Origin of the sequence: Streptomyces sp. BF23-19 (genome assembly GCF_041106355.1) — a bacterium.
Lineage (GTDB): Bacteria > Actinomycetota > Actinomycetes > Streptomycetales > Streptomycetaceae > Streptomyces > Streptomyces virginiae_A.
In genome coordinates this window covers 14,580-34,941 of sequence record NZ_JBGBPT010000085.1, presented here as the reverse complement: position 1 = coordinate 34,941, position 20,362 = coordinate 14,580, and the positions used below count along the sequence as shown (strand labels likewise).

Annotated in this window: 14 protein-coding genes; 6 read left to right on the top strand and 8 right to left on the bottom strand. The window is 73.2% G+C overall.

Annotated features, from left to right (window positions below; genetic code table 11):
- The 4 genes from AB8A24_RS34880 to AB8A24_RS34865 form a co-directional block, all read right to left on the bottom strand.
- Positions 1-955 (bottom strand): serine/threonine-protein kinase (locus AB8A24_RS34880; protein WP_369478483.1); only part of this gene is annotated, 955 nt, incomplete at its 3' end.
- Positions 956-959: 4 nt separating this feature from the next.
- On the bottom strand, positions 960-1,919 hold the full coding sequence (locus AB8A24_RS34875) for a serine/threonine protein kinase (RefSeq protein ID WP_328961237.1): 960 nt from the start codon (positions 1,917-1,919) through the stop codon (positions 960-962).
- 178 nt (positions 1,920-2,097) lie between these two features.
- Complete coding sequence (locus tag AB8A24_RS34870; protein ID WP_369478482.1) at positions 2,098-4,221, bottom strand: PQQ-binding-like beta-propeller repeat protein; 2,124 nt, start codon at positions 4,219-4,221, stop codon at positions 2,098-2,100.
- Between the two features lie 96 nt (positions 4,222-4,317).
- Positions 4,318-4,773, bottom strand: coding sequence for an Lrp/AsnC family transcriptional regulator (locus AB8A24_RS34865; protein WP_030713058.1), 456 nt, complete (start codon positions 4,771-4,773; stop codon positions 4,318-4,320).
- A 151-nt stretch (positions 4,774-4,924) separates the two neighbouring features.
- Between AB8A24_RS34865 and AB8A24_RS34860 the strand changes: the two genes are divergently transcribed.
- Together AB8A24_RS34860 and AB8A24_RS34855 are read left to right on the top strand one after the other, a co-directional pair.
- A complete protein-coding gene (locus AB8A24_RS34860) occupies positions 4,925-5,926 on the top strand; it encodes an asparaginase (protein WP_266378417.1) in 1,002 nt (333 codons plus the stop codon).
- 66 nt (positions 5,927-5,992) lie between these two features.
- Positions 5,993-9,334 (top strand): NACHT domain-containing NTPase, encoded by a 3,342-nt coding sequence (locus AB8A24_RS34855; protein ID WP_369478481.1) that lies wholly within the window; start codon positions 5,993-5,995, stop codon positions 9,332-9,334.
- A 43-nt stretch (positions 9,335-9,377) separates the two neighbouring features.
- On the opposite strand, the gene meaB is transcribed toward AB8A24_RS34855, so the two are convergent.
- The 4 genes from meaB to AB8A24_RS34835 are packed head-to-tail and all read right to left on the bottom strand — an operon-like array spanning position 9,378 to position 15,651.
- Positions 9,378-10,367: a methylmalonyl Co-A mutase-associated GTPase MeaB gene (gene meaB, locus AB8A24_RS34850; RefSeq protein WP_369478480.1), complete on the bottom strand. Its 990-nt coding sequence runs from the start codon at positions 10,365-10,367 to the stop codon at positions 9,378-9,380.
- A gap of 10 nt (positions 10,368-10,377) precedes the next feature.
- Positions 10,378-12,564 carry a methylmalonyl-CoA mutase gene (gene scpA / locus AB8A24_RS34845; RefSeq protein ID WP_266378412.1) on the bottom strand — a complete coding sequence of 729 codons (2,187 nt, stop codon included), beginning with the start codon at positions 12,562-12,564 and terminating at the stop codon, positions 10,378-10,380.
- Positions 12,561-14,426, bottom strand: a complete 1,866-nt coding sequence (locus tag AB8A24_RS34840; RefSeq protein ID WP_369478479.1) for a methylmalonyl-CoA mutase family protein — start codon at positions 14,424-14,426, stop codon at positions 12,561-12,563. Before AB8A24_RS34840 ends, scpA begins: the two co-directional genes overlap by 4 nt.
- Positions 14,410-15,651, bottom strand: a complete 1,242-nt coding sequence (locus AB8A24_RS34835) for an ROK family protein (protein ID WP_328965824.1) — start codon at positions 15,649-15,651, stop codon at positions 14,410-14,412. Before AB8A24_RS34835 ends, AB8A24_RS34840 begins: the two co-directional genes overlap by 17 nt.
- Before the next feature lie 1,203 nt (positions 15,652-16,854).
- Between AB8A24_RS34835 and AB8A24_RS34830 the strand changes: the two genes are divergently transcribed.
- Genes AB8A24_RS34830 through AB8A24_RS34815 form a run of 4 tightly spaced genes read left to right on the top strand, consistent with a single transcriptional unit; the run spans position 16,855 to position 20,299 of the window.
- On the top strand, positions 16,855-17,787 hold the full coding sequence (locus tag AB8A24_RS34830; protein WP_328961230.1) for a TauD/TfdA family dioxygenase: 933 nt from the start codon (positions 16,855-16,857) through the stop codon (positions 17,785-17,787).
- 35 nt (positions 17,788-17,822) lie between these two features.
- Positions 17,823-18,395, top strand: coding sequence for an NADPH-dependent FMN reductase (gene ssuE, locus AB8A24_RS34825; protein WP_328961229.1), 573 nt, complete (start codon positions 17,823-17,825; stop codon positions 18,393-18,395).
- Positions 18,396-18,436: 41 nt separating this feature from the next.
- Positions 18,437-19,471, top strand: a complete 1,035-nt coding sequence (locus AB8A24_RS34820) for an ABC transporter substrate-binding protein (RefSeq protein WP_369478478.1) — start codon at positions 18,437-18,439, stop codon at positions 19,469-19,471.
- Between the two features lie 6 nt (positions 19,472-19,477).
- Positions 19,478-20,299, top strand: coding sequence for an ABC transporter ATP-binding protein (locus AB8A24_RS34815; protein ID WP_369478477.1), 822 nt, complete (start codon positions 19,478-19,480; stop codon positions 20,297-20,299).
- The last annotated feature ends 63 nt before the right edge of the window (positions 20,300-20,362 follow it).

The following is a 20,362-nucleotide window of genomic DNA, read 5'->3' as shown; positions in this document are numbered from 1 at the left end:
CCTCCCCGGCGGGCGCGGGCAGCCGGGGAGGCGGCTCCTGCCACACGGCCGCGGCGCGCCGGGCGATGTCCGCGAGCACCGGCTGCGGCAGCCCGTCCGCGAACGGGCCGTCACCGGGCGCCAGCAGCTCGACCAGTTCGGCCGTCGTGGGACGCCGCGCCGGGTCCTTGTCCAGGCAGCGGGCGAGTACGGACGCCAGCGCCGCCGGTACGCCACCCAGGTCGGGCTCCGCGTACCGCACCCGGTACAGCAGGTCCGCGGCCCGGCCGCCGCCGAAGGGGCCGTGTCCGCAGGCCGCGAAGACCAGTACGCCGGCCAGCGCGAACACATCACCGGCGGGGGAGTGTTCGAGACCGCCGGCCTGCTCGGGCGACATGAAGGCGGGCGTGCCCGCCGCGGCCCCGGTGCGGGTGAGCCGTTCGCCGCCGAGGGCGCGCGCGATACCGAAGTCGATGACCTTGGGCCCTGCAGCCGTGACCATGACGTTCGAGGGTTTGAGGTCGCGGTGCACCACGTCCGAGCGGTGCAACTGGCCCAGCGCCCGGGCGAGGTCCGCGCCCAGGGCGCGGACGCACGGCTCGGGCAGCGGGCCGGCGAGCCCGACCGCCTCGTCGAGCTGCGGCCCGATGACGTACTCGGTGGCCAGCCACGGTGTCGCGGCCAGGGCGTCCGCGGCGAAGACCCGGGCCCCGTAGCGGTCGCCGATGACTCGGGCCGCGTCCGCCTCCAGCCGGAACCGGGTACGGAAGGTGGCGTCGGCGGCGATCCGGGCGTGCACGGTCTTGAGCGCGACCGTCCGGCCGGCCGCCGAACGGGCCAGATAGACCGTGCCCATGCCACCGCCGCCGAGCCGGGCCAGCAGCCCGAAACCGCCGAGCTCCTGCGGATCGTCGTGCGTGAGGGGCGAGAGCGGGGCGCGTGGTGCGCGTGGAGCGAGCTGGGCCGGGACGGACATCGGGTCAGTGCACCTTCTGGGCCGGGGCGAACGGCCGTTGCGGGGAGGGGAGTTCGGTGGCGAGCAGCGCGGCGGACTGGGCCGCGAGCCCTGCGACGACCCGGCCGGGCAGCGGCACGGACGCGTGGTCGAGGACCGTGCCGGCCACCGGGTGGGCGTCCACCGGGTGGGCGTCCTGCGGCGGTGCCGTGCGTGCCGTGTCCGCACCGGGGGACACGAGGGCGCGCAGTACCTCTTGCGCGGACTGCGGCCGGTCCGCCGGATCGGACGACAGGCAGTACCCGACCAGCGTCCGCAGCCCCGGCGGCAGTTCACTCTGCTCGGGCACGGTGTGACCGGTCGACGCGTAGGCCAGGACGGCCCCGAGCGCGAAGACGTCGCCGAGCGGCAGCGGCCGTCCGCCCGACGCCTGCTCCACCGCCAGGCAGCCCGGATCGAGTCCGGGCAGCCCGGCCCGCCCCACCCCGTCAGGGGCCGCGGCCCGTACGGCACCGAAGCAGGTCAGCAGCGGTCCGCCCGCGGTGACCAGTACGGCGGCCGGCGACAGCCCGGCGTGCGTCACCCCCTGCGCGTGCGCGGCGGTCAGTGCCTCCGCGAGCGCGGCACCGAGCCTACGGACGGTCTCCTCGGGCAGCGGCCCACCGTAGGCGGCGAGCACGGCCGGCAGCGGCAGCGCGGGCGTGTACGGGGCGGCGTACCAGGGGAACCCGGCCGTGCCGCCCACCTCCGCGAGACGGAGGAACCGGGGCACGGACAGCCGCCGCGCGCCCTCGGCCTCGATCGCCCACCGGGAGGGGTCGGCGCCGATCCGCGGCACGCAGACGAGAACGGTGCGCTGCCCGTCGGCGGTGCGCCCGAGGTAGCGGCGTTCGGGAACGGTGCGCTCGGTGGAGTCGGCGTCGAGCCGCGCGAGGATGACGTACGGCCCGACGTGCGACGGGTCGTCCTGCCGAAGGCGTTCCATGCGCGGGTTCTCCCGGGTCGATCGGTGGGCCCGAGCCTAAGCCGTGCAGGTCCGGGCGGGGGAAGCGGGTGGAAGCGGGCGGGCGAAGAGGGTGGAAGGGTGCGGCGCGGCGGGTGTCACCGCGGGCCGCCGGCGCCCGACCTCCCGGGGCGCGTGCCGCATTCCCCCGAGCGGAGGCTCATTCGATGGTGGGCAGGGCGGTCAACTTCCCGTCGTTGACGAGGAAGACACGGTTCCCCGCGCCGGACATGCCCCAGGGCCCCCGCGATTCGGCCGACCAGGTCCAGTACCGCCTGCCGCTCACGCTGGAGTGGGCCGAGACGCCCCGACCGTCCCCTTGGACGACCCACAGCGTGCGGGCCTCCAGGTGCGGGGGATTGTGCGGCGCCGGGCCGTTCGGGCTCCGGTCCATCGGACGCGCCCCGCCGGTTCCCGTGTACACCTGGCACAGCTCCGCGCCGTCCATCGCGAACACCTGCTCGCGCCACGAGGCCGCCGGGCCCCAGCCGCCGACCCCCTGCTGCGGGGCCTCGGTGGCCTCGGTCTCCTCGTCCTTCCACACCGAGGCGCCCGTCCTGATGTCCACGGCCGTCAGTTTCCGACCGCCGAGGTAGACGCGGTCCTTCATGACGAGCGGCCGCAGGGCGGACCTCGCCTGGCCGCCGAGCCGCCAGACCGTCGCCCCGGACGCGGTGTCGACCGCGATGACATCGCCGTCGGCGCCGAAGACGACCAGCCGGCCGCTGCCGACCGCGGCCCGCGGTCCGGGCGCCGCCCCGGCCGCCGCCGCGAGCGGCACCGTCCAGCGGACCTTGCGCCCGGCGGTGTCCACCGCGCGCAGCTTCCCGCCGCGCGTCACCAGGTAGACCGCCGACTCGTCCGCGGCCAGGATGCGACCGGTGTCGGCATCCGCCACCGACCACTCCTGCCGGCTGGTGGAGGCCTCGAAGCCGAGCAGCGCCCCGCCGGAGCCCGCGGTCACGAACCGGTTGTCGGGAAGGCCGACGAGGCCGGCGGCCGGCCGGACGTCGGGCAGCTGCCACTTCTCCTTGCCGTCGGTCGTCAGCCGGGCCGCCAGACCGCCACCGGCGGCGGCGAAGACGACCACGTCGAGCACGGGCAGCGGGTCGGTGACCACTCCGTCCACCGCCTTGGCCGCCACGGGCAGCGGACCCCACAGCTCACCGGGGGCCGTGCCGTGGCTCCCGGCGGTGAGGGGGAGCGGTTCCGCCTTCTGGGCCAGTCCGGCCGCGGGGATCTTGCGCGGTTCCTCGCGCAGCAGCCACCAGGCGCCCGTCGCCCCGCCCGAGGCGGCCACTACGCCCCCGGCCACGAGCGCGGTGCGCAGCAGCCGCCTGCGGGACGGCCCCGCCCCGGATCCCTGCCCGACCACCGTGGCCTGCCGGTCGGCCTCGGCTCCCCGGCGCTCGATGTCCTCGGACAGCTCCCCGGTGCGCCAGATCCGGTCCGCTCCCGGCGGCGGGGCGAAGGCGCCCGCGATCTGCTCCGGGGTCGGCCGGTGGGCGGGGTCCTTGCTGAGGCAGGGCGCGATCAGCTGCCGCAACTCGGGCGGTACGGAGTCCAGTCGCGGCTCCCCGTGCACCACCTCGTACTGCACGGCGGCGACATGGGTTCCGTCGAAGGTGCGCTGTCCGGTGGCCGCGTACGCGAGGACCGCGCCCAGCGAGAAGACGTCCGCAGCCGGGCCGACGCGTTGGCCGAGCACCTGCTCGGGGGCGCCGTACCCGGGGGTGACCGGCACCTGGCCCGTGGTGGTGAGCGTCAGTCCGTGCTCGGGGCGCGCGATGCCGAAGTCGATGACGCGCGGTCCTCCCGAGGTGAGCACGATGTTGGCGGGCTTGAGGTCGCGGTGGACGAGCCCGGCCGCGTGGATGTCCCGCAGGGTGGCGGCGAGCGAGGCGGCGAGCGCGCGTACGCCGTCGGCGCCGAAGGGCCCGTACCGGCGCACGGCGTCGTCGAGGGTGGGTCCCGACAGGAACTCGGTGGCGATCCAGGGCCGGCCGTCGTGGTCGTCGATCCGCGCGTTCAAGACGCGGGCGACGCCGTCGCCGGTGACCGCCTGGGCGGTCCGCGCCTCGCGCAGGAAGCGCTGGACCAGGTGCGGGTCGTGCGCGAGTTCGGGCAGCAGCACCTTGACGGCCGCGGTGCGGCCGCCGTCCTCCCGGCCGAAGTACACCTTGCCCATGCCGCCTTCGCCGAGGACGCCGAGTACGCGGTACGGACCGAGCCGGATCGGATCACCGGCGCCGAGGGGTTCCATGTGGTGCTGCTTCCTGTTCATGTTCCTGCCGCTCCGAGCCCGCTGCAAGGGCCTGCGCGGTCACGGGGGCGCGGGGCAGCGGGGTCACGCGGGCACGGGGTCGCGGGTTCGCCCATGTCAGTGACCGACGGGCAGGCCGTTCGGTTCCTTGATGCGCTTCATGATGATCTGCGAGTTGACCTCGGTGATGCCGGTGAGGGCCGTCAGCTTCTCGATCCACAGGCGCTCGTACGCCCGCAGGTCGGCGACGGCGATCCGCAGCAGGCAGCCGGGGCTGCCGAAGAGACGGTAGGCCTCGATGACGTCAGGGATGTCCTGGAGGGCCGCCTCGAAGGCTTCGACCGCCTCCCGGTCGCGCCGCACCTCGACCGAGACGAGCACCTCGAAGCCGCGGTCCACCGCCTCGGGGGAGATCACCGCGCGGTAGCCCTGGATCACCCCGTCCTGTTCCAGTTGGCGCACCCGGCGCATGCAGGGGGAGGGGGTCAGTCCCACGCGCTGGGCGAGTTCCTGGTTGCTCAGGCGCCCATCGGCCTGGAGCTCGCGCAAGATATCTCGGTCAATGGCATCCATGGCGCAATTATCACCCAGCGTTTATGAACAGGCCTGGGGGAAAACGCAATCACATTGCGCGTAGATCGCTCTATCATTGCTGCTTTGAGTACATATGTACGAGTGACGTACTAGTGACACGAGTGACACGAGTGAAGGGCGGCCACGGCCGATGGGACGGATCGTCGTGATCAGCACCGGCGGGACGATAGCCAGCCGCTGGCAGGGTTCCGGCTTCGCAGCGGACGCCGACGGGAACGAGGTGATCGCCACCGCACCACTCCCCGAGGGCATCACCGTCGAACTCGTCGACCTGTTCAGCGTGAACAGCCCGCGTCTCACCACCGCACATCAGCTCACCCTGCTCCGCACCGTCCACGAGGTGCTCGCCGACCCCGGCGTGGACGGCATCGTCGTCACGCACGGCACCGACACCCTGGAGGAGTCGGCGTTCCTCCTGGACCTCCATCACCACGACCCGCGTCCGGTGGTCTTCACCGGCTCGCAGCGCCCCATGGGCACCGCCGACGGGGACGGCCCGGGCAACCTCTACGACGCGCTGCTCACCGCCGCGAACACGCGCGGGCTCGGCGTACTGATCGCCTTCGCCGGGCGGGTGCACGCCGCCCGCGGCACCGTGAAGACCCAGGCCGTGGAGCTGGACGCGTTCGCCGACCCCTCGAAGGAACTCTTCGGGAAGATCGGCTTCGGCAAGGTCACCATCCTGCGCGCCCCGCAGCGCCCGGCCCCGCTCCCGCTGCCCGCCATGCCCGAACTCCCGCCGCGCGTGGACGTGGTGGTGCACCACGCCGACGGCGACCCGGTCCTGCTGAACGCCGCCGTCGAGGCGGGCGCGCGCGGCATCGTTCTCGTCGGGACCGGTGCGGGCAACGCCACCCCGGAGATCGTGGAGGCCGTCCGGGCCGCCGTCGGCCGCGGGGTCCTCGTCGCGCTGACCACCCGGGTCATGGCCGGACCGGTCACCGAGATCTACACGCACGGCGGCGCGGTGGACCTCGTGGCCGCCGGAGCCGTCCCGACCGGAACCCTGCGCGCCGGACAGGCCCGTATCGCGGTCCTCTCCGCGCTGCTCGCCACCGACAACAAGGTCGAGCAGGCCCGGATCCTGCGCGAGGCACTGGGCGCGGGCGGCTCGGTACTCGTCGGGGCATAACCCTCCGGTGCGGCGTCGGCGACCGTTAGGCTCCGGGCCAACGGTCGCTACGCTGCGGGGGGTTGCATGGAGCCCGGGACCATCGGCATCCGGCTGGCCTCGACGGCCGTCGGACCCCTCGTCAAGAAGCTGTTCGTCACCGAGGGCGGCGGAGCGGGCCTGGTCGACAAGCCGATCCGCATCTCGGGCCACGTCTCTTTCACGGGCGAGAAACGCTCCCTCACGGAAACCGACCTGCGGAAGCTGGCCGCCAAACTGGTCGCACAGGCCCTGCGCACCGGCGGCGAGCGTCCGATCGCGGCGGACGAACAGCAGGCCGTCACCGACGCCCTCGCGCGGACCCTGCGGGGCCTCGGCGACCTGACGATGACCGACCTGGACGCCGTACGCCTCGGCTCCGCCGCCTTCGCCCGAGAACTGCGCGCCGCCGCCGACCATCCCGAGCGGGAGCTGAGCGCCGACGCCACCTACTTCCACGAACGCCTGGTCGACGCCGCATGCCTGCACATCCTGCAGTTCTTCACGCAGCGCTCCACGTTCGTGGCCCGCGCGCTGGTGCAGCAGACCCGCGGGATCGCCGAACTGACCGCCAAGGTCGACGAACTGATCCGCCGCGACCCGCTGCCCGGAGCGGAGGACGCCGCCTTCGAGCAGCTGTACCTCCCGTACGTGCGGAAGAAGCACGGCAAGCTCACCATCTACGGCATCGACCTCAGCAACTCGCCCACGCGCTGGCCGCTGGACGCGGCGTACCTGAGCCTGGAGGTGACAGGGCTGCCGCGCTTCTGGCGCAAGAGCGTGAGCCGGTACGAAGAGCTCCTGAAGGAACTCTCCCACCACCCCCTCACCGACTGGCATCCCGCGGTCGCGGACAGCCCACCGCTCACGCTCCGGGCTCGGATCTCGGAGCTCGCGGAAGTACACGCCGTCGAGAGGGATCTCCTCGCGGATGCGATGATCGAGAGTCTGGTACCGCAATACGCCGACCTGGCCCTGTCCGACAGCCCCCGCGTCCTGCTCCGGGGCGAGGCGGGATCAGGGAAGTCCACCCTGGTGCAGTGGCTCGCCGTCACTGCCGCCCGGCAGGACCTCTCGCCACAGATGGACTACCTCTACGACCGCATCCCCTTCGTCCTGCCCCTGCGCACGCTCACCCGCCACGGCGAACGGCTGCCCGCCCCGGCGGACTTCCTGACCTCCTCCGGCTGTCCGCTCGGGGCCGAGCAGCCCCACGGCTGGGCCCACCGCGTCCTGACGGCCGGCCGGGGCCTGGTCCTCGTCGACGGCATCGACGAGATCCCCGACACCGAACGCGAGCGGGCCCGCGGCTGGTTGCGGGACCTGATGGACACCTACGGCGGCGACAACCGCTGGCTCGTCACCTCGCGCCCCTCCGCCGTGGGCGCGGACTGGCTCGCCGAGGAGGGCTTCACCGAGCTGACCCTGTCCGCCATGGGACAGGCGGACATCGCCACCTTCATCAAGCGATGGCACGGGGCAGCCCGGGACGGCGGGGAGGCGGATGCGGAACTCCGGCAGTACGAGACTCAGTTGCTCACCGCCGTGCGCATCAAGTCCGACCTGGGGAGGCTGGCCACCAACCCCCTGATGTGCGGGCTGATCTGCGCCCTGCACCGGGACCGGCGCGGCTACCTCCCCCACGGTCGCAAGGACCTCTACGAGGCGGCCCTCTCCATGCTGCTGAGCCGCCGCGACCGGGAGCGGGACATGAAGGTCCCGGACCTGCGCGAGGAGCCGCAGCTCGACCTGCTGCAGCGCCTCGCGTACTGGCTCATCAAGAACGGCCGCACCGAGATGGACCGGTCCCGCGCCGAGGACATCATCGCCAGGACCCTGCCGTCGGTCCCGGAAGCGGCCGCCCTGGGCGACGCGGCCGCGGTCTTCGAACACTTCCTCCAGCGCAGCGGGCTCCTCCAGGAGCCCGCGCCCGGCACGGTGGTCTTCGTGCACCGCACCTTCCAGGACTTCCTCGGCGCGCGTGCCGCGGTGGAGGAGGGTGACTTCGGCCTCCTCACCGGCCACGCCGACGACGACCAGTGGGAGGACGTCATCCGGATGGCGGTGGCCCTCGCCCGGCCCGGCGAGCGCGTCGCCCTCCTGCGCGAACTGCTCGCCCGGGGAGACGCTTCCGCCGACCAGCGCGCCCGGGCCCGCGTCTACCTGCTCGCCGCCGCCTGCCTGGAGCACGCCACCACCCTCGACCCCGCGATCCGAGAGGCCGTGGAAGGGCGCACGGCCACCCTCATCCCGCCGGCGGACGAAGGGGAGGCGCGAGCCCTGGCGGAAGTCGGCCCGCTGGTCCTGGGCCTGCTGCCCGGCCCCCGGGAACTGACCGACCGGGACGCCTACCACGTGGTGATCACGGCCTCGCACGTCAAGTCGGACGCCGCCCTGCCCTTCCTCGCGCAATTCGCCACGCACTCCTGGCTCCCGATCAGGTCCCAGCTCCTCTGGGCCTGGTCGCGCTTCGTATGCGCCGACTACGCCGAGGAGGTGATCGCACGCCTGGATCCGTCCGACCTCGTCTACTCGATCCGGTTGGACGAGCAGCTGCGCGAACTCGAACGCCTCGGACTCCGGCCGAGCCACCTCGACGTCAGGAGCGGGGTCTCCCTGCGGGCATTGGCCGGGTACGCCGACCGGAACAGACTCACGGAGCTCGCCGTCTCCCATCCCACCCTGTCCGATCTGGACTTCCTGAGCGGGCAGTCGGCCCTGGCCTCGCTCGACATCAGCGACTGCCCGGAACTGACGGACCTCTCCGCGATCGGTGGCCTGCCGATCCGGCACCTGAACCTGTCGAGCGTCCGACCGGACCTCGGCCTGGAAGCCGTCGCGCAGCTCGGGGAACTGGAGCACCTGCGGATCGAAGGGCTCGCCGGAGCGACCTGGTCCGCGCGGGCCCTCCCGGCCGGCGCCCCGCTGCACACCCTGGTGGTGGCAGGTGAGGCGCGCCCCGCGCACGGGCTCGAGGGCATCGGCTCGCTCCCCGAGCTCAGGAATCTCGTCCTCAACCCCGAGTCCGGCCCCGTCTCGACGGCCGACTGGCGCGAGATCCTCGCCATGGAGTCCCTCGCCCGGCTCACGGTGTCCGCCGCGTCGTTCGAGACCCTTCCGACGGACGGATGTCTGCCCGGCGTCGACAGGCTGATCCTCGCCGGCGACGACGGACAAGCGGTCGTCCAGGCGGCGATCCGGCGGCTGCCCGCGGCCTTTCCGCAGCTGACCGAGTGCCAGTTCGTGGGGGAGTTCACCGCCGCGGAAGACATCGACCTCGCGCCCCTGGCGGAACTGCGCGACCTGCTGCACGTGCACGTCGGCATCGGCATCGACCGCATCCAGGGCCTCGATCTCCTGCCGTCGACCGTGCGGCTGAGCTGCCTGTGACCGGGTGGCGGCGCAGTGCCCCGCGCCGCCACCCGTCCCGCCGTCAGCTCCCGGCGTTCCCGAACGCCGCCAGGATGCGGTCCGCCGCAGAGGTCGGGGTCACCGTGCCCGCCCGGACCGCGGACTCCAGGTCCGGCGCGAGTTCCCGTACCGCCGGGTCCGCCCGGAGGCGTTCCAGCAGTTCGTCGCGGACCATCGACCAGGTCCACTCCACCTGCTGCGCCGCCCGCTTCGCCGTCAGCCGGCCTCCCGCGTCCAGCAGGGTCCGGTGCTGCTCCAGTCGGCTCCACACCTCGTCCAGCCCGGTCGACTCCCGCGCGCTGCACGTCAGCACCGGCGGGGTCCAGGCCGCGTCCACCGGGTGCATCAGTCGCAGCGCGCCCGACAGTTCCCGGGCCGCGGCCTTCGCGTCGCGCTCGTGCGGGCCGTCCGCCTTGTTCACCGCCAGGACATCGGCCAGCTCCAGGACGCCCTTCTTGATGCCCTGCAGCTGGTCGCCCGTACGGGCCAGGGAGAGCAGCAGGAAGGAGTCCACCATCCCCGCCACCGCGGTCTCCGACTGGCCCACGCCGACCGTCTCGACGAGGACCACGTCGTAGCCCGCCGCCTCCATCACGATCATCGACTCGCGGGTGGCCTTGGCGACCCCGCCCAGCGTGCCCGCCGAGGGCGACGGGCGCACGAACGCCGCCGGGTCCACCGACAGCCGCTCCATCCGGGTCTTGTCACCCAGGATGGAGCCGCCCGTACGCGTCGACGACGGGTCCACCGCGAGCACCGCCACGCGGTGGCCGAGCCCCGTCAGCATCGTGCCGAACGCGTCGATGAAGGTGGACTTGCCCACCCCCGGCACCCCGCTGATGCCGATCCGGCGGGCCCGGCCCGCGTGCGGCAGCAGCTCCGTCAACAGGCCCTGCGCCAGCACCCGGTGAGCCGGCAGGGTGGACTCGACGAGGGTGATCGCGCGCGCGATGAACGCGCGCTTCCCGTCGAGCACCCCCTTCGCGTAGGCCTCGATGTCGATCTTCGGCACCGGCGGCCGCCTACAGCTCGTGGCCCAGGTCCGCGGCCAGCCGCGTCACCAGGTCGTGGGCCGCGTCCGGGATCACCGTGCCCGGCGGGAAGACCGCCGTCGCGCCCATCTCCAGCAGCGTCGGGACATCGGCGGGCGGGATCACCCCACCCACGACGATCATGATGTCCTCGCGGCCCTCCTCCGCCAGCTGCTCCCGCAGCGCCGGTACGAGGGTCAGGTGACCGGCCGCCAGCGACGAGACGCCCACCACGTGGACGTCCGCCTCGACGGCCTGGCGGGCCACCTCCGCCGGGGTCTGGAACAGCGGGCCGACGTCCACGTCGAAGCCCAGGTCGGCGAAGGCCGTCGCGATCACCTTCTGGCCGCGGTCGTGCCCGTCCTGGCCCATCTTGGCGACCAGGATGCGCGGACGGCGGCCCTCCGCCTCCTCGAACCGGTCGACGAGCGCACGGGTGCGCTCCACGGACGGGGACTCGCCTGCTTCGTTGCGGTACACGCCCGCGATCGTACGGATCTGGCTCGCGTGCCGTCCGTACACCTTCTCCAGTGCGTCCGAGATCTCACCGACGGTGGCCTTGGCGCGCGCCGCGTCCACCGCCAGGGCCAGCAGGTTGCCGTCGCCGCGCTCGGCGGCGTTCGTCAGCGCCCGCAGGGTGTCCTGGGTGACCGCCTCGTCGCGCTCCTCGCGCAGCCGCCGCAGCTTGGCGATCTGCTGGGAGCGCACCGAGGAGTTGTCGACCTTGAGGACGTCGATCGCCTCGTCGTTCTCCACCCGGTACTTGTTCACGCCGATCACCGGCTGCCGGCCCGAGTCGATCCGCGCCTGCGTACGGGCCGCGGCCTCCTCCACGCGCAGCTTCGGGATGCCCGCGTCGATGGCCTGCGCCATGCCGCCGGCCGCCTCGACCTCCTCGATGTGCTGCCAGGCCCGCCGCGCCAGGTCGTACGTCAGCTTCTCGACGTACGCGCTGCCGCCCCACGGGTCGATCGACCGGCAGGTCCCCGACTCCTGCTGCAGCAGCAGCTGGGTGTTGCGGGCGATGCGCGCCGAGAAGTCCGTCGGCAGCGCGAGGGCCTCGTCGAGGGCGTTGGTGTGCAGCGACTGGGTGTGGCCCTGGGTCGCCGCCATCGCTTCGATGCACGTGCGCGTCACGTTGTTGAAGACGTCCTGCGCGGTCAGCGACCAGCCGGAGGTCTGCGAATGCGTGCGCAGGGAGAGCGACTTGGCGTTCTTCGGGTCGAACTGCTTGACCAGGCGCGCCCACAGCAGGCGGGCCGCGCGCAGCTTCGCGACCTCCATGAAGAAGTTCATGCCGATCGCCCAGAAGAACGACAGGCGCGGCGCGAACGCGTCCACGTCCAGGCCGACCGCCTGGCCCGCCCGCAGGTACTCCACGCCGTCGGCGAGGGTGTACGCCAGCTCCAGGTCGGCCGTGGCCCCGGCCTCCTGGATGTGGTAGCCGGAGATGGAGATCGAGTTGTACCGGGGCATCTTCTGCGAGGTGAACGCGAAGATGTCGGAGATGATCCGCATCGAGGGCTTGGGCGGGTAGATGTAGGTGTTGCGGACCATGAACTCCTTGAGGATGTCGTTCTGGATGGTCCCGGCGAGCTTGTCGGGGGAGACGCCCTGCTCCTCCGCCGCCACGATGTAGAGCGCGAGGACCGGCAGCACCGCGCCGTTCATCGTCATCGACACCGACATCTTGTCCAGCGGGATCCCGTCGAACAGCTGCCGCATGTCGTAGATCGAGTCGATCGCCACGCCCGCCATGCCGACGTCGCCCGTCACGCGCGGGTGGTCGCTGTCGTAGCCGCGGTGCGTCGGCAGGTCGAAGGCCACCGACAGGCCCTTCTGGCCGGACGCCAGATTGCGCCGGTAGAAGGCGTTCGACTCCTCGGCCGTGGAGAAACCGGCGTACTGCCGGATCGTCCAGGGCTGGTTGACGTACATCGTCGGGTACGGGCCGCGCAGGTACGGGGCCACACCCGGGTAGGTCCGCAGGAAGTCCAGGCCCTCCAGGTCCCGCCCCGTGTACAGCGGCTTGACGCCGATGCCCTCGGGCGTCTCCCACAGCAGGTCGGCGGCCGCGGTGCCGGTGGACTCCTTCACCGAGGCGCGCCACTGCTCCTCGGTCACCCCGGCGGCGGAGGTGGGGTCGAGCGCCAGCTCGGAGAAATCGGGGATGCTCAAGACGGCACTCCCATCCGGTCGAGTACGGAGGACAGCACGGCGACGGCGTCACAGCCGGCGAAGACGTACTCGTCCACGGAAGCCTCAGCGGTGCCCGGCCGGCCGGCGAGGAAGACCGTCGTGGCGCCCGCCGCGCGCAGCGCCTCGGACACCGCCGCGGCCTGCTCCTCGTACAGCGCGTCGCTGGAGCAGAGCACGGCCATGCCGTCCGCCCCGCTCGCGGCGTAGGCCTCGGCGGCCGTCGTCGGATCCACCGACACCGGATCGTGCACGGGTTCGATGCCGCCCGCCTGGAACAGGTTCGAGGCGAAGGTGGCGCGCGCGGTGTGCGCGGCCGCCGGGCCGAGCGCGGCGAGGAAGATCCTCGGCCGGGCGCCGGTCGCCGCCAGGTGCGCGTCGCTGCGGGCCCGCAGGGCCTCGTAGGCCTCGTCGCGCCGGACGCGCGGCAGTCCGCCGGTGGGTACGTCGGGCGCGGGCTCGCGGACGACCGGCTTCTCCGAGAGCAGCGGGAACTCGCTGACGCCCGTGATCGGCTCGCGCCGCTTCGCCAGCTTCTTGGAGCGCGCGGCCCAGGTGGCGGCGAGCCGCTCGGCGACCAGCCCGGAGCGCAGGGCGGCGGCCTGGCCGCCGGCCTTCTCCAGGGTCTGGAAGAACCCCCAGGCGGCGTGGGCCAGTTCGTCGGTGAGGCGCTCCACGTAGTACGAGCCGCCGGCCGGGTCGATCACCCGGGCCAGGTGCGACTCCTCCAGCAGGATGGTGGAGGTGTTGCGGGAGATCCGGCGGGCGAAGGCGTCCGGCAGGCCGAGCTCGTTGTCGAAGGGGAGCACGGTCACCGCGTCCGCACCGCCCACACCCGCGGCCATGCAGGCCACGGTGGTGCGCAGCATGTTCACCCAGGGGTCGCGGCGGGTCATCATCACCGGCGAGGTCACCGCGTGCTGGAGCTGGGCACCCGCCTCCGGGGCCCCCGAGGCCTCGGCGATACGGGCCCACAGCCGGCGCGCGGCGCGCAGCTTGGCGATGGTGAGGAACTGGTCCGCGGTGGCGGCGTAGCGGAACTCCAGCTGTCCGAGCGCCGCTTCGGTGGCCAGTCCCGCCTCGGTGAGGGCGCGCAGGTAGGCGACGCCGGTGGCCAGGGACAGGCCCAGCTCCTCGGCGGCGCTGCCGCCGGCCTCGTGGTACGGCAGCGCGTCCACGGTCAGGGCGCGCACCCCGGGCCAGCCGGCGGCGGCCTCCACGGCCAGCTCGACGGCGTCGGCCGCGTCCAGTGCCTCACCGGTGCGGGCCTCGTGGCCCAGGGGGTCGGCGCCCAGGGAGGCCCGAGCGGCCTCGGGGGCCACCGCGCTCTCGGTGAACAGGCGCAGCAACGCGCGGGCGGCCTCGGCGTATCGGGCCCCGGCGTCCAGGGTGATGGGGGCGAGGTCCAGGTAGACCCCGTCCAGTGCGCGGGCGAGGCCCTCGATCGGGAGACCGTACCGGCCCACGGTGAGCCAGAGGGAAGTGACCCCGTTCTCCAGATCGGCGAGGGCCGCCTCGTTCACGCGTACCGGATCGGTACCCGCGAGGCGCTGGCGCACGTCCCAGCCGTTCGCGGTGGTGCCTTGCGGCCTGCCCCCGCGAACGAACGGGGCGAATCCGGGGAAACCGGTGTCGGGGGCCGCCCCGTCGGGCGGCGCGGTGTACAGCGGGCGCGTGATGAGCCCGTCCTCGATTGGGGTGGACAACGCGTCTTCTGCGGCCTCGCCGGAGACTTCCTTGCCCGACTTGCGCAGTACGCCTTCTACAAGGCGCTGCCACTGCTCATGCGTCGCGTCAGGGAACTCGGCGGCCAGGGAGAGCCCGTCGTCAGGCAGGACCGTCATGGCTCGAATGTAGGGGAGCGCGCTCAGGTGGCACCATACCGGTGGGTGTGATCTCGCCCTCTCGGGCCATGCCGAAGGGGTCCTGGAACACCCGGCTGAGCAGCACGGTTGCGGCCGCCTCCGGAAGTACGGCGGGTCCCGCGTGCGGTACCACGATCCGCTCGGGATCGTCGCAGACGTGCGAGAGCTCCATCGCGGCGTCCCGGATCTCCTCCAGGTATCCCTCGTCGAGGACGCTCGCCAGCTCGGTCACGACCATGACCGCCGGATTGAAGACATCCAACAGAAGAGCCGCCGCGCGGCCCACCGCGCGGGCGCGCTCGCGCAGCAGCCGGTCGGCACGCGGATCGCCGGTGGCGGCCGCGTCCACCAGCAGGTTCACCGAAGGGTCCGGCACGATGCCCCGGCGCACGGCCTCGGCGCCGAGCGCGGTGTCGGACGCGGTCGCCTCCAGGCAGCCGGTACGACCGCACGCGCACGGGACCTGAGAGCGCGGCACCGGCAGATGGGCCACGTCACCGGCCGCCGCGCCCGGCCCCTGGTGCACGGTTCCCTCGCTCCCGAAGGCGGCGTCGACGACCCGGCCGATGAACAGGTGCACCAGGCTCCGGCGGGCCTCGGGTCGGCCGAAGAGGATCTCGGCGCGCGCGACGGCCCGGGCGTGGTTGTCGACCCGCACCGGCAGCCCGAGCGCGGCGGACAGTTCGGCTCCGAGCGGCTTGCGGCTCCATCCCAACGCGGGGTGTCGTACGACGATCCCCTCGTCCGGGTCGACCCAACCGCCCAGGGCCGCGCCGACCCCGAGGAGCGGCCGCCCGGAGTCGTACGCGTCGAGGAAGCGGCGCAGTTCGGCCGCGATCTCGGCGGACAGCCCGTCCGTCGGGCGCCCCTGGTGCGGGAAGGCCCGCCGGGCGAGCAGCTGCCCGCGCAGGTCGACGAGGCTGAAGGTCGAATACGGCACTCCGATGTGCAGCCCGGCGGCGACCGGCCCGCCGACGGCCCCGGTGTGCAGGTCCAGCGGGATCCGCGGCCGCCCCACCCCGCCGCCGGGCCCGGGCAGCTCGCGCAGCAGCCCGCCGCGGAGCAGCCCGGTGGTCTGCCGGGACACGGCGGCGGGACTCAGCCCGCACAGCGGGGCGATCGCGCTGCGCGCGACCGGCCCGTGGTCGAGCACCGTCCGCAGCACGGTGGCGGCATTGGCGGCGGCCCGGCTGTCACCGGCCATACGCGTCACGCGGTCTCCTCGGGGGTGAGGGGGTGTCTTGCCGATCAGGCCGGGCTCGCGCGGCAAGACGCCCCTTAAAGGTGTGTCCCCCGATCATGCAGGGTCCCCCGCGGGGGGCCAGGGGTGTCCTGACTGTCTCCTTCGGATCGTGCCGGTCGAGCCCGGCCGTCCGGTGCGGTACGTGGCGAGGCCGGACGGCCGGGCCCGGCGGGATTGGGAAGGCGCGGCCCGGGCGAGGTGGCTCCGGGATCCGGCCCGATCGGCGGGCGGGCCATGGGGCGTGGCCGCACAGGGGCGGCGGCGGGGCGTACCCGCGCGAGGTGAGTACGCGGCCGGCGCGCGTACCGGGCCTCGACGGGCGGCCGGGGCGCGCGGGGCGAATACGCGGCCGGCGCGCGTGACGGGCCTCGACGGGCGGCCGGGGCCTTCGGGCACGCCCCGGGACCGGGCCCCGCGGGCGGAGAGCGGGGGCGGATCCCGGCGAACGCGTGGCGGCCGCATTGCGGGGCCATGAAATCCGGCCACGCTTTTCGGCCGCCGGGGTGGGTCCGTGGACGGGTCGAGGGGTGGGGGAAAGCGCAGGTCGTAGGCGGTGTGTGGGGTGGACGTGGGGGCGGGCGAGGGGGGCGTTCGGGGGCCGCGGTCGGGGGTTGACCCCCGCCGGGGCCGCTGACACGCTCCGGGACATGTCCGCGAACGCACTCCTCGCCCCGCGGCTCCACACCACCGGCCTCTGTACCGAGCCGGGCGCGTGTCCGGGCCGCTGTCCGGCCCTCCGCCGCGCCTGACGCCGCCGAGCCGGCGCCCCGCCTGACCGGCCCACCCGGTCCCGGTCCGCGTCGGTGCCCCCTGCGGGGCCGCCTCGCAGAGCCCCTCAGGGCCACGTCCGCCCGACCCCGCTCCCGTCCGGTGGTGCACCTCCAGGGGTGGTGCACCACCGGGACACCCCGTGCCAGGGCGGCGCGACGTCGCTCTCCGGGGTTCCGGGCGAGGGCGGGCCCGGCCGGGGCCGCCCGGGGGACCTCCGCGGCCTCGGGCGGTCGGCTCCGCACCACCTCGCACCCGCACCACCGTGCACCCGTACTCGCACCCGTACTCGTCACCGCACCCGTACCGCTCGGCGCAGCGCAGCGCCCGGCTGTCCCGTCACGCTATTTCTTCCGCTGCGGAAATAACCCCGCGGCACCGATCCAGGGAGTCCTCATGGCCACAGCCACCACCGCCACCACCGTCACCAAGATCGGCGGCCGCATCGGAGCGGAGATCGGCGGCGTACGCCTCGGCGGCGACCTGCCCGACGGTACCGTCGCCGAGATCCGGGCCGCCCTCCTCGCCCACAAGGTCGTCTTCTTCCGCGGCCAGGACCACCTCGACGAGGCCGGTCACGAGGCCTTCGCCCAGTTGCTCGGCGCCCCCGTCGCGCACCCCACCGTCCCCTCCGCGGACGGCCGTTACGCCCTCGGCATCGACTCCCACCACGGCGCCCGCGCCAACCAGTGGCACACCGACGTCACCTTCGTCCCCGCCTACCCCGCCTTCTCCATCCTCCGCGCCGTCACCATCCCCCCGTACGGCGGCAACACCCTCTGGGCCAACACCGCCACCGCCTACAGCAACCTCCCCGCACCGCTGCGCACCCTCGCCGACAGCCTGCGCGCCGTCCACTCCAACGAGTACGACTACGCCGCCCTCAAGCCCGACGCCCTGCCCGAGGCCCTGGCCCAGTACCGCGAGGTGTTCACCTCCACCAAGTTCCTCACCGAGCACCCGGTGGTCCGCGTCCACCCCGAGACCGGCGAGCGCACCCTGCTCCTCGGCAACTTCGTCCAGCGGATCAACGGCCTCACCGGCCGGGACTCCCGCGCCCTCCAGGACCTCTTCCAGTCGCACATCGAGAGCCCCGAGAACACCGTCCGTTGGCAGTGGCGGGCCGGCGACGTCGCGATCTGGGACAACCGCGCCACCCAGCACTACGGAGTGGACGACTCCGGCGACCACGAGCGCACCCTGCGCCGGGTCACCGTCGACGGCGACGTCCCGGTCGGCCCCGACGGCGAGCCCTCCCGCCTGATCAGCCCGGAGGCCGTCCCGGACCCGGCCTTCGGCATCGCCTCCGGCGCCTCCACCACCGCCTGATCCACCGCTCCCCGTACGACTCCCAAGGAGCCCCCGTGCCCAACCTGCTCGCCATCACCGGCAGCCCCTCCGCCCACTCCCGTACCGCCGTCGTCGCCGACCACGTGGTGCGCCGCCTGTCCCACTCCGGCTTCGAGACCGCGCACCTGTCCGTGCGCGAGCTCCCCGCCGCCGACCTCCTCGCCGCCCGCCGCGGCGAACCCGAGATCCGCCGGGCGCTCGAAGCCGTCGCCGAGGCCGACGGCCTGGTCATCGCGACCCCGGTCTACAAGGCCTCGTACACCGGACTGCTCAAGGCCTTCCTCGACCTGCTCCCGCAGGACGGCCTCGACGGCAAGACCGTCCTGCCGCTGGCCACCGGCGGCAGCCTCGCCCATGTCCTGACCATCGACTACGCCCTGCGCCCCGTGCTCGCCGCCCTCGGCGCCCGGCACGTCACCGCCGGCCGGTTCGTCCTGGACTCCTCCGTGGAGCGCGGATCCGGCCCCGACCGGCTGCGACCCGAGGCCGAACTGGACCTCTACCAGGCCGTCGACGAGTTCGCCGCGGCGCTGCGCTCGGCGCCCGCCGCCGCCCTCACCGCCGCCGCCCTCACCACCACCCCGTAACACCGCCGCCACCACGCGACCCGCACCGACAAGGAACCGTCATGCCCGCAGCGTTCACCTCGACCACCACCTCCCGACGCCAGTTCCTCGCCCTGCTCGGCATCTCGGCGGCCGCGGTGAGCTGCGGCACGGCCACCGCGGGCAGCGGCGGTTCCGGCGCGCAGATCAAGACCCTGAAGTACCAGGGCTCGGTCGGCGCCGTCACGCTCCCCGAACTCGCCGCCGACCTCGGCTACCTGGAGGACCTGAAGCTGGAGTGGGTCGGCAACACCATCAGCGGTCCGCAGGACATCCAGTCCGCCGCCACCGGCCAGACCCACTTCGGCGGAGCCTTCAACGGCGCGATCGTCAAACTCGCCTCCAGCAAGGCCCCCATCAAGGCCGTCATCTCCTACTACGGCGTCGACGAGCACTCGTACAGCGGCTACTACGTCCTGGAGGACAGCCCGATCCGCTCCGCCCGCGACCTCCTCGGCAAGAAGGTCGGCATGAACACCCTGGGCGCGCACTCCCAGGCCGTCCTCGACATCTACCTGAGCCGCAACGGCCTCGCCAAGGCCGACTCGTCCAAGGTCGAGTCGCTCGTCGTGCCGCCCGTCAACACCGACCAGGTGCTGCGCCAGAAGCAGATCGACGTGGGCGTGCTGGGCGGGATCCTGCGCGACAAGGCCGTGGCCGCCGGCGGGATCAGACCACTGTTCAGCGACTTCGACCTGCTCGGCAAGTTCAGCGCCGGCTCCTACATCATGACCGAGCGCTTCATCAGGCAGAACCCGGACACCGCGCGGACCTTCGTGACCGGCGTGGCCAAGGCCATCGAGTGGGCCCGCACCACCCCGCGCGAGGAGGTCATCGCCCGGAAGACCGAGATCGTCAAGAAGCGCGGCCGCAACGAGGACACCGCCACCCTCCAGTACTGGCGCTCGTACGGGGTCGCCGAGACGGGCGGCCGCATCGAGGACAAGGAGTTCCAGCTCTGGCTCGACTGGCTCGGAGAGCGCGGCGACATCAAGCAGGGGCAGCTCAAGGCCGCAGACCTCTACACGAACGAGTTCAACGGCTTCGGGAAGGGCTGATCCGCCATGGCGAAGATCGTGTTCGAGGACGTGACCAAGACCTTCCCGACCAAGGACAAGAGGAGCAAGGAGCAGTTCACCGCACTCGACGGCATCGACCTGGAGATCGAGGCGGGGGAGTTCGTGGTGGTCGTGGGCCCCAGCGGCTGCGGCAAGTCCACCCTCCTGGACCTGCTCGGCGGGCTGACCCGGCCCTCGTCCGGCCGGATCCTGCTCGACGGCAAGCCCGTCACCGGGCCGGGCCTGGACCGGGGCATCGTCTTCCAACAGTACGCCCTGCTGCCTTGGCGCACGGCGCTCGGCAACGTGGAGTTCGGCCTCGAGGCGACCGGCGTTCCGCGCCGTCAACGCAAGCAGAGGGCCCGGGAGTTCCTGGACCTCGTCGGCCTCACCGGCTTCGAGGACCGGCACCCGCACGAACTGTCCGGCGGTATGCGCCAGCGCGTGGCCATCGCCCGCTCGCTGGCGTACGACCCGGACGTCCTGCTGATGGACGAGCCGTTCGCCGCCCTCGACGCGCAGACCCGCGAGTCCCTCCAGGACGAGCTGCGCCGCATCTGGCAGCGCACCGGAAAGACCGTCGTCTTCATCACGCACGGCATCGAGGAGGCGGTCTACCTCGGTCAGAAGGTGGCCGTCATGACCTCCCGCCCGGGTCGCATCAAGGAGATCGTCCCGGTCTCCTTCGGTGCCCGCGGCGGCGGTTTCCAGGGCGAGGACCTGCGCTCCAGCCCCGAGTTCGCCCGCTATCGCCACGAGATCTGGACCCTGCTCCACGACGAGGTGGCCCGCGCCCAGCAACTGGAGAAGGAGGAGGCCACCGTATGACCACCGACATCACCACCCCCGCCGATGCCCCGGCCGACCGACAGGCGGTACGCGAGGCGGTAC

Bases quoted from the DNA above. Each gene is read 5' to 3' on its own strand.
- AB8A24_RS34860 (WP_266378417.1), top strand. From the start codon at position 4,925: ATGGGACGGATCGTCGTGATCAGCACCGGCGGGACGATAGCCAGCCGC.
- AB8A24_RS34855 (WP_369478481.1), top strand. From the start codon at position 5,993: ATGGAGCCCGGGACCATCGGCATCCGGCTGGCCTCGACGGCCGTCGGA.
- AB8A24_RS34840 (WP_369478479.1), bottom strand. From the start codon at position 14,426: ATGACGGTCCTGCCTGACGACGGGCTCTCCCTGGCCGCCGAGTTCCCT.
- AB8A24_RS34835 (WP_328965824.1), bottom strand. From the start codon at position 15,651: ATGGCCGGTGACAGCCGGGCCGCCGCCAATGCCGCCACCGTGCTGCGG.
- AB8A24_RS34870 (WP_369478482.1), bottom strand. From the start codon at position 4,221: ATGAACAGGAAGCAGCACCACATGGAACCCCTCGGCGCCGGTGATCCG.
- AB8A24_RS34830 (WP_328961230.1), top strand. From the start codon at position 16,855: ATGGCCACAGCCACCACCGCCACCACCGTCACCAAGATCGGCGGCCGC.
- AB8A24_RS34865 (WP_030713058.1), bottom strand. From the start codon at position 4,773: ATGGATGCCATTGACCGAGATATCTTGCGCGAGCTCCAGGCCGATGGG.
- AB8A24_RS34815 (WP_369478477.1), top strand. From the start codon at position 19,478: ATGGCGAAGATCGTGTTCGAGGACGTGACCAAGACCTTCCCGACCAAG.
- AB8A24_RS34875 (WP_328961237.1), bottom strand. From the start codon at position 1,919: ATGGAACGCCTTCGGCAGGACGACCCGTCGCACGTCGGGCCGTACGTC.
- AB8A24_RS34820 (WP_369478478.1), top strand. From the start codon at position 18,437: ATGCCCGCAGCGTTCACCTCGACCACCACCTCCCGACGCCAGTTCCTC.